12 protein-coding genes are annotated in these 12,264 nt (G+C 72.6%); 3 read left to right on the top strand and 9 right to left on the bottom strand.

Features of this window, described 5'->3' with window-relative positions:
* Window positions 1–2 precede the first annotated feature (2 nt).
* From ABZ576_RS02865 to ABZ576_RS02845, 5 genes are read right to left on the bottom strand one after another with little or no spacing between them, the layout of a single operon-like run.
* Complete coding sequence (locus ABZ576_RS02865; protein WP_360735067.1) at window positions 3–932, bottom strand: dihydrodipicolinate synthase family protein; 930 nt, start codon at window positions 930–932, stop codon at window positions 3–5.
* A gap of 1 nt (window position 933) precedes the next feature.
* The gene (locus ABZ576_RS02860) at window positions 934–1,938 is read right to left on the bottom strand and encodes an ABC transporter ATP-binding protein (protein ID WP_360735065.1); all 1,005 of its coding nucleotides are present in this window, start codon (window positions 1,936–1,938) and stop codon (window positions 934–936) included.
* Window positions 1,935–3,911: a dipeptide/oligopeptide/nickel ABC transporter permease/ATP-binding protein gene (locus tag ABZ576_RS02855; protein WP_360735063.1), complete on the bottom strand. Its 1,977-nt coding sequence runs from the start codon at window positions 3,909–3,911 to the stop codon at window positions 1,935–1,937. Before ABZ576_RS02855 ends, ABZ576_RS02860 begins: the two co-directional genes overlap by 4 nt.
* Window positions 3,911–4,867, bottom strand: coding sequence for an ABC transporter permease (locus ABZ576_RS02850; RefSeq protein ID WP_360735061.1), 957 nt, complete (start codon window positions 4,865–4,867; stop codon window positions 3,911–3,913). Before ABZ576_RS02850 ends, ABZ576_RS02855 begins: the two co-directional genes overlap by 1 nt.
* Window positions 4,868–4,871: 4 nt before the next feature.
* On the bottom strand, window positions 4,872–6,506 hold the full coding sequence (locus ABZ576_RS02845) for an ABC transporter substrate-binding protein (protein WP_360735059.1): 1,635 nt from the start codon (window positions 6,504–6,506) through the stop codon (window positions 4,872–4,874).
* A 474-nt stretch (window positions 6,507–6,980) separates the two neighbouring features.
* Here ABZ576_RS02845 and ABZ576_RS02840 point away from each other — a divergent pair, with 474 nt between their 5' ends.
* The 3 genes from ABZ576_RS02840 (at window position 6,981) to ABZ576_RS02830 (ending at window position 9,023) form a co-directional block, all read left to right on the top strand.
* Window positions 6,981–7,196, top strand: coding sequence for a hypothetical protein (locus ABZ576_RS02840; protein WP_360735057.1), 216 nt, complete (start codon window positions 6,981–6,983; stop codon window positions 7,194–7,196).
* Window positions 7,197–7,413: 217 nt separating this feature from the next.
* Complete coding sequence (recO, locus tag ABZ576_RS02835; RefSeq protein ID WP_360735055.1) at window positions 7,414–8,160, top strand: DNA repair protein RecO; 747 nt, start codon at window positions 7,414–7,416, stop codon at window positions 8,158–8,160.
* A 26-nt stretch (window positions 8,161–8,186) separates the two neighbouring features.
* Entirely contained in the window at window positions 8,187–9,023 is an 837-nt protein-coding gene (locus ABZ576_RS02830; protein ID WP_360735053.1) for an isoprenyl transferase, read from the top strand.
* A gap of 83 nt (window positions 9,024–9,106) precedes the next feature.
* Here ABZ576_RS02830 and ABZ576_RS02825 read toward each other — a convergent pair whose 3' ends face one another.
* The 4 genes from ABZ576_RS02825 to ABZ576_RS02810 all read right to left on the bottom strand — a co-directional run bounded on the left by ABZ576_RS02825 (window position 9,107) and on the right by ABZ576_RS02810 (window position 12,234).
* Complete coding sequence (locus ABZ576_RS02825) at window positions 9,107–9,517, bottom strand: transcriptional repressor (RefSeq protein WP_360735051.1); 411 nt, start codon at window positions 9,515–9,517, stop codon at window positions 9,107–9,109.
* 70 nt (window positions 9,518–9,587) lie between these two features.
* On the bottom strand, window positions 9,588–10,490 hold the full coding sequence (locus ABZ576_RS02820; RefSeq protein WP_360735050.1) for a metal ABC transporter permease: 903 nt from the start codon (window positions 10,488–10,490) through the stop codon (window positions 9,588–9,590).
* Entirely contained in the window at window positions 10,490–11,257 is a 768-nt protein-coding gene (locus ABZ576_RS02815) for a metal ABC transporter ATP-binding protein (protein WP_360735048.1), read from the bottom strand. Before ABZ576_RS02815 ends, ABZ576_RS02820 begins: the two co-directional genes overlap by 1 nt.
* A 20-nt stretch (window positions 11,258–11,277) precedes the next feature.
* Window positions 11,278–12,234 carry a metal ABC transporter substrate-binding protein gene (locus ABZ576_RS02810; protein ID WP_360735046.1) on the bottom strand — a complete coding sequence of 319 codons (957 nt, stop codon included), beginning with the start codon at window positions 12,232–12,234 and terminating at the stop codon, window positions 11,278–11,280.
* Window positions 12,235–12,264: the final 30 nt, after the last annotated feature.

Below are 12,264 nucleotides of genomic sequence, written 5' to 3'. Positions count from 1 at the left end.
CGTCACAGGCCGAGGCCGGCCGCCGCGAGGAACTTGCCGACCCGCTCGACCTCCTCGCCGGACAGCGGGACCTGCGGCTCGGCGGTCACCGGGCAGTCGATCACACCGCGCAGATGCAGCGCCGCCTTGAACGCGCCCAGCGCCGACGAACTGCCGCCCATCCGTGCCGGGTCCCCGGCACCGGTCAGCCCGAACAGCGCGCACAGCCGCTCCTGTTCGGCCCGCGCGCCGTCCCGGTCGCCGGCCCGGCACTGCCGGTAGAGGCGGACGTAGCCGTGCGGGTCGACGTTGGCCAGGCCCGGCACCGCCCCGTCGGCGCCCAGCGCCAGCGCCGCGTCGGTGATCAGCTCGGAGCCGGTCAGCACGCTGAAACCGGGGTGGCCGCGGGCGCCGGTGACGATGTCCCGGAAGGCCGCCAGGTCCCCGCTGGAGTCCTTGATCCCGGCCAGCACACCGTCCCCGGCGAGCCCCAGCACCAGGTCGGCCGGGAGCTTGGTGTGCACGGCGACGGGGATGTCGTAGGCGATCACCGGGACCGGGCTGGCGGCGGCCACCCGGCGGTAGTGGTGGACGATCTCCGAGGGGTGGGTGCGGGCGTAGAAGGGAGCGGTGACCACGACGGCCCCGGCACCGGCCGCGGTGACCGCCGCGACCTGGTCCAGGACCCGCGGGGTGGTCATGTCGATCGCGCCCGCGAGGACGGGCAGCTGACCGCCCACGTGCGCGGTGACGGCCTCCACCACCTGCCGGCGCTGCCGGTCCGTCAGGAAGGCCGCCTCCGAGGTCGAGCCGAGCAGGAACAGCCCGTGCACCCCGGCCTCCACCAGGAAGTCGACCAGGCGCAGCAGCGAGCGCACGTCCACCTCGCGCTCCGGCGTCAGGGGGGTGCAGACGGGAGGGACGACACCGGTCAACGGGGCGGGGAGGGACATGTCAGGGCTCCTGGCTCGCTAGGTCTCGCGTCGGCTGGTCCTCCTCCACAGGATGGTGACACCGGTAGCGGTGTCCGGGCCGCGACGCGGCCGAGAAGTCCGGCATCACCTGGGCGCACACCTCGTCGGCCTTCCAGCACCGGGTGCGGAACGGGCAGCCGCTCGGCGGGCGGGTCGCCGAGGGCACCGGACCGGACAGCGGGATCGGGTCGACGGGGTCCAGCAGACCGGGGGTCGCCGAGAACAGGGCGCGGGTGTACGGGTGCCGGGCGCTGTCGGTGACCCGGCCGGCCGGGGTCTCCTCCACGATCCGGCCCAGGTACATGGTGATCACCCGGTCGCTCATCCGCCGTACCGTCTGGATGTCGTGCGAGACGAACACCAGCGCGAGTCCGAGCCGTTCCCTCAGGTCCAGCAGCAGGTTGAGGATCTGCGCCCGGACCGACACGTCCAGGGCGCTGGTGGGCTCGTCGGCGACGACCAGGGCCGGCTCCAGGGCCAGCGCGCGGGCGATGGCGACGCGCTGCCGCTGCCCGCCCGACAACTGCCCGGGCAGGGCGTCGGCCAGCGCCCGCGGGAGCCCCACCAGGGCCATCAGCTCCCCCACCCGCTCCTCCCGTTCGGCCCGGCCGCCGCGCTGGTGCACGTCCAGCGGGTCGCGCAGGATACGGCGGACCGTCAGCCGGCGGTTCAGGGCCGTCGACGGGTCCTGGAAGATCATGCCGGTGCCCGCGCCGACCGCGGCCCGGCGTTCGGCGGGCGGCATCGCCCACAGGTCCCGGCCCTGGAACCACACCGTCCCCGAGACCGGCCGCTCGACGCCCACCAGCACCTTCGCCAGCGTCGACTTCCCGCACCCCGACTCGCCCACCACGCCGACCGTCTCCCCGGGCGCCACGGCGAGAGCGGCGCCGGTCAGGGCGTACACCCGGTCCCGCCGGAACAGGCCGCCGCTGCGCGCCTTGTGCACGACGTGCGCGTCCCGCACCTCCACCACAGCGGTCACTGCAACGCCTCCTCGCTCTCCGCCGATGCCAGCGCCACCGCCGGGTGGTGGCAGGCGGCCGTGTGGGACGGGGTGCCCGTGAGGACCGGGGCGGTCGTGTGGCACACCTCGGTGGCGAGCGGGCAGCGGTCGGCGAACCGGCAGCCCGCCGGGAAGTCGGCCGGGGCCGGGACGACCCCCTTGATCTGTGTCATCCGCTCCTCGGCCGACTCCAGCGACAGCACGCTGCCGAGCAGGCCGCGCGTGTAGTGGTGGGCCGGCGCCGCCACCAGGCCGGCGGTCACCCCGCTCTCCACGATCTGCCCGCCGTACATCACCACCACCCGGTCGGTGACGTCGGCGACCAGCGCCAGGTCGTGCGAGACCAGGACCAGCGCGAAGCCCAGCTCCGCGCGCAGCCGGAGCAGCAGCTCCACGACCTGGGCCTGCACGGTGACGTCCAGGGCGGTGGTCGGCTCGTCGGCGACGATCAGCTTCGGGTCGCGGGAGAGGGCCATGGCGATGAGCACGCGCTGGCGCTGGCCGCCGGACAGCTCGTGCGGATAGCTGCGCAGGGTGCGCTCCGGGTCGAGACCGACCAGCGTCAGCAGCTCCCGGGGGCTGCGCCGGCCGCCGCGCCGGACGAGCTGCTTCAGCTGGGCGCGGACGGTCATGGCCGGGTTCAGGGAGGACAGGGCGTCCTGGTAGACCATGGCCATCTCGTGGCCCAGCAGCCGCCGCCGCACCCGCATCGGCTCGGCGAGCAGATCCCGCTGCCGGAACCGCACCTGCCCGCCGATCCGGGCCCCCTTCGGCGCCAGTCCCATGACCGTGAGCGCGGTCAGCGACTTGCCGCAGCCCGACTCGCCCACCAGCCCGAGCACCTCGCCGGGGTACACCTCGAAGCCGACGCCGGCCACGATGTCCACACCCCGGTGCCGGTCCGGGAAGCCGATGGCGAGGTTCTCCACGGCGAGGACCGGCTGCCCGCCGCGGTCGGGCAGCGGCCGGGCCCGGGAGCGCAGCCGCCGGGCGGCCTCGGCGAGCCCGGGCAGCGGCAGCACCTCGCCGGTGCCGGGCCCGGGTGTCTCCAGCCGGTCCTCCGGTGCCCGCACCTCCCTCGGGGCGGGCGCGGCCCACGCGTCCGACACGCCCTCGGAGAGGATGTTCAGCGACAGCACGGTGAACAGGATCAGCAGGCCCGGGAAGACGGTCGCCCACCAGCCGCCGGTCAGCACCATGTTCTTGCCGTCGGCGATGACACTGCCCCAGGAGGGGTCCGGGGGCCGGACACCCGCGCCGATGAAGGACAGCGACGCCTCGAACACGATGGCCTCGGCGACCTGGACCGTGCAGAACACCAGCACCGGGGCGGCGCAGTTGACGGCCACGTGCCGCAGCACGATGTGCGGGGTGCGGGCGCCGATCACCCGCTCCGCGGTCACGTAGTCCTCGCCGTACTGGTCGAGCACGTTGGCCCGTACGACCCGCGCCACCGGCGGCGTGAACAGGAAGGCGATCGCGCAGATCAGCACGCCGATCCCGCCGCCGAACACGGCGACCAGCACGGCCGCCAGCGCGATGCCCGGGAACGCCATCACCACGTCGAGACAGCGCATCAGCGTCTCGTCCACCGCCTTGCGGGAGGTGGCGGCGAGCGCCCCGAGCACGGCGCCGGCGACGAGCGCGAGCGCGGTCGCGCCCAGCCCGATGGCCAGCGACCACCGGGCGCCGTACATCAGCCGGCTCAGGATGTCCCGGCCCAGGCTGTCCTGCCCCATCCAGTGCGCGGCGGACGGCGCTCCGGTCCCGCCGGCCGGGTCCTGCTGGTCGAGCGGATCGTGCGGGGCCAGGACCGGTGCGAGGACGGCGACCAGGACGACGAGGGCCAGGAAGCAGAGGGCGGCCTTCGACAGCGGCGGCAGCCGGCGCGGGCCGCGCAGCCGGACGCCGGGCCGGGACAGCCGCTCGACAAGGCTCGCGCGCGTGACCATCAGCCCGCCCTCAGTCGTGGGTTGACCAGCAGATACAGGATGTCGATGACGAGGTTGACGACGACGAACCCGGTGGCGGTGGTGAGCACGACACCCTGCACCACCGCCGGGTCGCCGTTCTGCACGGCGTCGATCATCAGCTTGCCCATGCCGGGCAGGGAGAAGATCGTCTCGATGACGACCGCGCCGCCGAGCAGGTAGCCGACCCGCAGGCCCAGCACGGTGAGCGGATTGACCAGGGCGTTGCGCAGCACGTTCCGCCCGACCACGACCCGGGGCGGCAGCCCGCTCCCGACGGCCGTACGGACGTAGTCCTTGTCCAGCTCCTCCACCACCGACGTCCGGACGATCCGGGTCAGCTGGGCGGCGACCGGCAGGGACAGGGCGACGGCGGGCAGTGCCATGGTCCTCAGCCAGCCGGTGACGGAGTCGGCCGGGTTGACGTAGCCGCCGGTCGGGAACCAGCCCCGGTCCACGGCCAGGTACTGGATCATCAGCAGCGCCAGCCAGAACCCGGGCGCGGCCACCCCGACGAGCGAGACGACCCGGATCAGCTGGTCCGGCAGCCGGTCCCGGTACACGGCCGCCGTCACCCCGCCGGCCAGCGCCAGCACGACGGCGAGGGCGAGGCCCAGGCAGGTCAGCTGGAGGGTGAGCGGCAGCGCGGTGGTGACCTGCTCGACCACCGGGGCCCGGGTCAGGGCGCTGGTGCCGAGGTCACCGTGGAGCAGGTCGCCGACGAAGTGGACGTACCGCACCGGCAGCGGGTCCAGCAGCCCGTTGCGCTCGCGGAAGTCGTGCAGCTGACGCGGGGTCGGGTTGGCGCCCTGGAAGAACGCGGACGCGGGGTCCGCGTCCGAGAACCGCATCACCAGGAACACGAACAGCACGATGCCGAGGAGCAGCGGCACGAGCAGGGCGACACGGCGGAGCAGGATCCGGGCGACGGCCGTCATGCCGTCAGACCCACGCGGCCTGGAGGAGGTTGATGCCCGGGTACGGCTGCGCCCTTATCCCGGTGAGCTCGCGCGCGTCCCAGGCGGTCACCAGCTCGTTGTGGACGACCGGGTAGAGCACGGCCTGCTCGGCGACGACGTCGATGTAGTCCTGGATCATCGCCTTCTTCCTCGCGGGATCCGGCTCCCGGGTCGCCCGGTCCATGTCCCTGAAGAGCCGCCTGGCGACCGGGTGGCCGGCCCACCGGGTGTACCGCATCCACAGGTTCTCGGGGCCGTGGTTGTAGTGCATGATCAGGTCGGCGTCGAGCCCGAACTGGTTGGGGTTGGAGGCCGCCGCCACCACCTGGTAGTCCCGGTTCTGGTCCATCTTGGTGAAGACGGCCGTCGTCTCCTGCGGTGCCAGGGTCGTCCGCACGCCGATCGCGTCCCAGGAGGACTTGATGGTCGGCAGGCAGTCGACGATCCAGCTGACGTTCACCGAGACGATCTCGATCCGCAGGTCGCGCACCCCGGCGGCCTTCAGCAGCGCCTTCGCCTTCTCCGGGTCGTGGCCGTAGACGGTCGCGGCCCGCCGGTAGCCGGGATTGCCCTCGTCGAGGAACGAGGACGCCGGCTTCCCGTGTCCCTTCAGCGCGACCCGCACCATCTTCTCGGTGTCGATGGCGTAGTGCAGCGCCTGCCGCACCCGGACGTCGTCGAAGGGCTTGTGCCGGGTGTTGAACATCAGGAAGAGGTTGTTCATCCCGGCGCCGCCCGCGACCTTCAGCCCGCCCCGCTCCAGACGGGGGATGTTGGCGTAGGGGATGTTGTCCGCGATCTGCGCGCCGGCCCCGGTACCGGAGATCTTCGCCACGCGGGGGGCGGCGTCCACGATCGTGAGCCAGTTCATCTTGCGGAAGGCCGGCTTACGCGGGCCGTTGTACGCGGCGAACGCCTCGAAGGTGGTGTTGGACTTCGGGTGGTGCGCGGTCTGCCGGTACGGCCCCGAACCCACCGCCAGTCCCTTGACCGCGTCGTCCCAGGCGCCGGGCCGGGAGAACACGTGCTTCGGCATGATCTTGGCGAGGGTGAGCCGGGCGAGCCCGTCCGGGAACGGGAACTTCAGCACCAGCTCGACGGTCCGCGCGTCGACCTTGCGGACCCGCTCCAGCCAGGGGGCGAAGAAGCCCTTGGCGAGGGTCTGCGTCTTCGGGTCCAGGATCCGGTCGAAGACGAACACGACGTCGTCGGCGGTGACGGGCTCGCCGTCGTGGAAGGTCGCGCCCGGGCGGAGGCTGAACCGCCAGGTGGTGGCGCCCGGGTCCGCCGGCACCTCGGTGCCGAGCGCCGGGTACGGCACCCGGGTGATCGGATCGGTGTCCAGCAGCCCCTCGTAGACGTGGTTGTTGGCGGCCATCGCGAACGCCGAGGCGGTCTGGGTCGGATCCCAGCTGCCGTCGTTGCCGTACCCGATCACCGCGGTCAGCGTCCGGTCCTTGCCGGTGCCGCCGTCGCCGGTGTCGTTGGTGGACTCCGGGCCGGTGGAGCAGCCGGCCAGCACGGGCGGCAGGGCGGCGGCCGCGCCGAGCGCGCCGGCGCCGGTGAGGAAGGCCCGGCGCCGGGGTGCCGGTACGTCGGGGGTCACGTCGTCGCGCACGGGTCCTCCAGCAAGTCGGTGGGGAGGGGGGAGGGGCGGGAGATACGACGTCCTACGTCCTACGTCCGGGGGTCGGTAGCGCGACCATAGGAGGGGCTGTGGGGGCGGTCAAGACACCGCACACGAACACCGCACACGAATGGACCAGCTGCCGGGGGCCGAGCCGCCGACGGGGTCGGGGCGGGCGGTCGCACGGCGCGGGGCGCCGCCGGGCGCCACGGCCTGCCGCTTGAGCGTTCCGCGCGCGGGCAGGGCGCAGACTGCTGCCGAGTCTAGAGGCGCAGCGTCACCGTTGATGTGCGAAGAGTGAAAGTCGCGGAGAAAGGGGAGCGCCATGGGCGGAGTCGAAAAGGCGGAGGAGACCTTGCGGGAATGGCGGTCGGCCGGGAACAGGAAGAGGACGCGGGACGGGACGCTGGAGAGGACGCGGCGCGTGGTGGCCGTGGTGGCGACGGGGGTACCGGGGGACCGCCGGTGAACCATCCCGTCGGCAGTCACGTCGTGGACACCCGCAGCGGACGGGTCGGGATCGTCATGGGGCACGTGGGCCCCTATGTCCAGCTCAGACCCTACGGCGGTGGCAGGGAGTGGGACGCCGACCCCACGGCCGTGCGGTCCGCCACACCGGCCGAACGCCTGAGCGCGGCAACGGCCTACGCCAACGCCCGCAGCCGCGGGGAGGTTCCCTAGCGCAGTGCCTGCCCCGGGACCCCGAGACGCCCGGGGTCCGCCCCTCTCCGGCGGCACGGGCAGCCGAGCGCTTGCGCGAGAATGAAGGCATGAGTCTGTTCCGCGACGACGGCGTCGTGCTGCGCACGCAGAAGCTGGGTGAGGCGGACCGCATCATGCTGTGCTCGCCCGGGGGGCGACCCCCAGGCCCCCGGCCGGCTGCTCGTGGCGGTGTGCGATGAGTCTGTTCCGCGACGACGGCGTCGTGCTGCGCACCCAGAAGCTGGGTGAGGCGGACCGCATCATCACGCTGCTCACGCGCGGGCACGGGCGGGTGCGGGCCGTCGCGCGGGGGGTGCGGCGCACCAAGTCGAAGTTCGGGGCGCGGCTGGAGCCCTTCTCCCACGTCGACGTGCAGTTCTTCGCGCGCGGCAGCGAGCTGGTCGGGCGCGGCCTGCCGCTGTGCACGCAGAGCGAGACGATCGCCCCGTACGGGGGCGGGATCGTCACCGACTACGCGCGGTACACCGCCGGCACCGCCATGCTGGAGACCGCCGAGCGGTTCACGGACCACGAGGGCGAGCCGGCCGTTCAGCAGTACCTGCTGCTGGTCGGGGCGCTGCGCACGCTCGCCCGGGGCGAGCACGCGCCGCACCTGGTCCTCGACGCCTTCCTGCTGCGCTCCCTCGCCGTCAACGGCTACGCGCCCAGCTTCGGCGACTGCGCGAGGTGCGGGATGCCCGGCCCCAACCGGTTCTTCTCGGTCGCATCCGGCGGCTCCGTCTGCGTCGACTGCCGGGTGCCCGGCAGCGTCGTACCGTCCCCGCAGACCCTGGTACTGCTGGGGGCGCTGCTTACGGGAGACTGGGAGACGGCGGACGCCTGCGAGGCGCGGTACGTCCGCGAGGGCAGCGGGCTGGTGTCGGCCTACCTGCACTGGCACCTGGAGCGCGGGCTGCGCTCCCTTCGGTACGTAGAGAAGTAGTTCACGGTCGAGGAGACGAGAAGCACATGGTCGTACGCGGGTTCCTGGGGCGCCAGCGGCGCGAGTACACGGCGCCGGAGCCGCACCCGTCCGGCGCCCGCCCGCCGAAGCTCCCGGGCGAGCTGGTGCCGAACCACGTGGCGATCGTCATGGACGGCAACGGGCGGTGGGCGAAGGAGCGCGGGCTGCCGCGCACCGAGGGGCACAAGGTCGGTGCCGAGCGGGTGCTGGACGTGCTCCAGGGCTCGATCGAGATCGGTGTGCGCAACATCTCCCTGTACGCCTTCTCCACCGAGAACTGGAAGCGTTCGCCCGACGAGGTCCGCTTCCTGATGAACTTCAACCGCGACTTCATCCGGAAGACCCGGGACCAGCTCGACGAGCTGGGCATCCGGGTGCGCTGGGTGGGGCGCATGCCCAAGCTGTGGAAGTCGGTCGCCAAGGAGCTCCAGGTCGCCCAGGAGCAGACCAAGGACAACGACCTGCTCACCCTGTACTTCTGCATGAACTACGGCGGGCGGGCCGAGCTCGCCGACGCGGCGCAGGCCATCGCCGAGGACGTGCGGGCGGGCCGCCTCGACCCGTCCAAGGTCAGCGAGAAGACCATCCAGAAGTACCTGTACTACCCGGACATGCCGGACGTCGACCTGTTCCTGCGGCCGAGCGGCGAGCAGCGCACCTCCAACTACCTGCTCTGGCAGAGCGCGTACGCCGAGATGGTCTTCCAGGACGTGCTGTGGCCGGACTTCGACCGGCGCGACCTGTGGCGGGCCTGCCTCGAGTTCGCCTCCCGCGACCGGCGCTTCGGCGGGGCCGTCCCGAACGAGGAACTGCTCGCCATGGAGGGCAAGCCGACCTCGTGACCACCGGCGGCCCGCACGGGCCGCCGAAGGGCGGGACGCACGAGGCGTCCCGCCCTGTTCCGTCCCGGCGCCTCCACGCGGGCTCAGCCGGCCGCGCACTCCGAGCAGGTGCCGAAGATCTCCACCGTGTGGGCCACGTTGACGTACCCGTGCTCCGCGGCGATCGTCTCCGCCCACGTCTCCACGGCGGGCCCCTCCACCTCGACCGCCTTGCCGCAGGTGCGGCAGACGAGGTGGTGGTGGTGTTCGCCGGTGGAGCAGCGGCGGTAGACGGACTCACCGTCGGACGTGCGCAGGACGTCGACCTCGCCGGCTTCGGCGAGGGACTGGAGGGTGCGGTAGACCGTGGTCAGACCGACCGAGTCGCCCTTGTGCTTGAGCATGTCGTGCAGTTCCTGCGCGCTGCGGAACTCGTCGACCTCGTCCAGGGCTGCCGCCACGGCTGCACGCTGGCGCGTCGCGCGGCCCTTCACGGGCGGTCCAGCGGTCGTCACCGTTGCCTCCTTCGCTGGCTCACGTCTCGCTTGTTGCCCGGGTCATTCTGCCAGCCCGGACTGACAGCGGTCAGACGCCGATCTCGTCTCCGGCCCCTCGCGAGGCCGGAATCGAGCACTCCGCCGGCTCTCCGGCGGGTTGCGCAGCGGCGGCCGCACGGGCGCGCCGGCGGGCCAGCGGCGTGGCCAGCGCGGTCATCACGACGAACGCGGCGATGGTCAGCAGGACGATCGTGGCGCCCGGCGGGACGTCCTGGTAGAAGGAGGTGATCGTGCCGCCGATCGACACGGTGACTCCGAGCGCGACGGCGATCGCGAAGGTCGCGGCGAAGCTGCGGGTGAGCTGCTGCGCGGCCGCCACCGGTACGACCATGAGCGCGGAGACCAGGATCAGGCCGACCACCCGCATGGCGACGGTCACCGTCACCGCCGCCGTGACGGCGGTGAGCAGGTTCAGGGCGCGCACCGGCAGCCCGGTGACCCGCGCGAACTCCTCGTCCTGGCTGACCGCGAACAGCTGGCGGCGCAGTCCGAGGGTGACGAGCACCACGAACGCGGCGAGCACCACGATCGCGGTCACGTCCGAGGGGGCGACCGTCGACAACGAGCCGAACAGGTACGACATCAGGTTGGCGTTGGAGCCGCCCGGCGCGATGTTGACGAACATCACGCCGCCGGCCATGCCGCCGTAGAAGAGCATGGCCAGGGCGATGTCGCCGCGGGTCTTGCCGTACCAGCGGATGAGTTCCATCAGGACCGAGCCGAGCGCGGAGACGGCCGTGGCCATCCACACCGGCGAGGCGTTCAGCAGGAAGCCGAGGCCGACGCCGGTCATCGCCACGTGGCCGATGCCGTCGCCCATCAGGGGCTGGCGGCGCTGGACCAGGTAGATGCCGATCGCGGGCGCGGTGATGCCGACCAGGACGGCCGCGACGAGCGCCCGCTGCATGAAGGCGTAGTTCAGGAAGTCCATCAGCTCAGCAGTCCCGTGCGGATCGGTTCGGCGCCCGCGGGTGCGTGCGGGTGTACGTGGTCGTGGCCGGGCAGGGCGTGCTGGCCGACCGCCCGCGGGGGCGGGCCGTCGTGCAGGACGCAGCCGTCGCGCAGGACGACGGCCCGGTCGATCAGGGGCTCCAGCGGGCCCAGTTCGTGCAGCACGAGCAGGACCGTCGTACCGGCCTCGACCTGCTGCCGCAGCGTCCGGGCCAGCACCTCCTGGCTGGCCAGGTCGACGCCCGCCATCGGCTCGTCCATGATCAGCAGTTCCGGCTCGGCGACCAGGGCGCGGGCGATCAGCACCCGCTGGTGCTGGCCGCCGGAGAGCGCGGTCGCCGAGTCCTTGGCCCGGTCCGCCATGCCGACGAGCTCCAGGGCCCGGTGCACGGCCTCGCGGTCGCTCCTGCGGAAGAGGCCGAAGCGGGTGCGGGACAGCCGGCCCGAGGAGACGATCTCGGTGACCGTCGCCGGGACCCCGCCCGCGGCCGTCGTGCGCTGCGGGACGTAGCCGACCCGCGCCCAGTCGCGGAAGGACCGGCGCGGGGTGCCGAACAGCTCGATCGTGCCGGCGCTCACCGGCACCTGGCCGATGATCGCGCGGATCGCCGTGGACTTGCCGGAGCCGTTCGCGCCGAGCAGGGCGACGACCTCGCCGCGGCCGACGGTGAGGTCGATGCCGCGCAGCACGGGGCGCGCGCCGAGTTCGGCGGTCACCCCGCGCAGGGCTATGACGGGCTGTTCCATGGCCGTGCCCTCCCTGTCGGTCACTTGGCGCCCAGCGCCTGCCGGAGCGCCTTCAAGTTGGCCTCCTGGACCGCGAAGTAGTCCTTGCCGCGGGACCGGTCGGTGATCCCCTCGATCGGGTCGAGGACGTCGGTCTTCAGGCCCGCGTCGTCCGCGAGGGTCTTGGCGGTCTTGTCACTGACCAGGGTCTCGTAGAAGACCGTGGAGACGCCGTCGGCCTCGGCCGTCCTCTCCAGGTCGCGGATCCGGGCGCCGCTCGGCTCCGACTCGGGGTCGAGGCCGCTGATGGCCTCCTCGGTGAGGCCGTAGCGCTCGGCGAGGTAGCCGAAGGCGGAGTGCGTGGTGATGAAGACCTTGCTCTTGGTGTCCGCGAGGCCGTCCTTGAACTTCGTGTTCAGCTCGTCGAGCCGCTTCACCAGGGCCGCGGTGTTCTTCTCGTAGTCGGCCGCGTGCTCGGGGTCTGCCTTCGCGAAGGCCTTGCCGACGCCCTCGGCGACCTCGGCGTAGCGCACCGGGTCGAGCCAGATGTGCGGGTCCTCGCCCGCCTCCCCGCCGTGCCCGTGGTCGTCGTGCTCGGCGGCGTGGCCGCCCACCTCGTCGCCGTGGTGCTCCAGCGTGGTCAGGGAGGCCGCGTCGATCTTCGTCTTCACCGACGACTGGGCCACCGCGTCGTCGACGGACGGCTGGAGGTTCTTCAGGTACAGCACCGCGTCGGACTCCTGGAGCGTGGCGATCTGCCGGGGGCTGATCTCCAGGTCGTGCGGCTCCTGGCCGGGCGAGGTGAGCGTGGTGACGCGGGCGTGGTCCCCGCCGATCTGCTCGGCGAGGAACTGCATCGGGTAGAACGACGCGACGACGTCGAACTTGCCGGTGTTGGCCGCCGCGGTGTCGCCGGAGCAGGCCGAGAGGGTGCCGGTCCCGAGGGCGGTGACCATGGCGAGGGCCGCGGTGGATATGAGGCGTCGTCGTACGTTCATGACAGTCATTTTCAACAAATATGGAAACCG

The organism is Streptomyces sp. NPDC013455 (genome assembly GCF_040632975.1).
In the GTDB taxonomy this organism is placed as follows: Bacteria; Actinomycetota; Actinomycetes; order Streptomycetales; family Streptomycetaceae; genus Streptomyces.
The sequence above is the reverse complement of the archived record's forward strand: the minus strand, read 5'-3'. Positions and strand labels throughout refer to the sequence as shown.

Coding starts and splice junctions, on each gene's coding strand:
- ABZ576_RS02865 (WP_360735067.1), bottom strand. CDS start 932: ATGTCCCTCCCCGCCCCGTTGACCGGTGTCGTCCCTCCCGTCTGCACC.
- ABZ576_RS02855 (WP_360735063.1), bottom strand. CDS start 3,911: ATGGTCACGCGCGCGAGCCTTGTCGAGCGGCTGTCCCGGCCCGGCGTC.
- ABZ576_RS02850 (WP_360735061.1), bottom strand. CDS start 4,867: ATGACGGCCGTCGCCCGGATCCTGCTCCGCCGTGTCGCCCTGCTCGTG.
- recO (WP_360735055.1), top strand. CDS start 7,414: ATGAGTCTGTTCCGCGACGACGGCGTCGTGCTGCGCACCCAGAAGCTG.
- ABZ576_RS02830 (WP_360735053.1), top strand. CDS start 8,187: ATGGTCGTACGCGGGTTCCTGGGGCGCCAGCGGCGCGAGTACACGGCG.
- ABZ576_RS02820 (WP_360735050.1), bottom strand. CDS start 10,490: ATGGACTTCCTGAACTACGCCTTCATGCAGCGGGCGCTCGTCGCGGCC.
- ABZ576_RS02815 (WP_360735048.1), bottom strand. CDS start 11,257: ATGGAACAGCCCGTCATAGCCCTGCGCGGGGTGACCGCCGAACTCGGC.
- ABZ576_RS02810 (WP_360735046.1), bottom strand. CDS start 12,234: ATGAACGTACGACGACGCCTCATATCCACCGCGGCCCTCGCCATGGTC.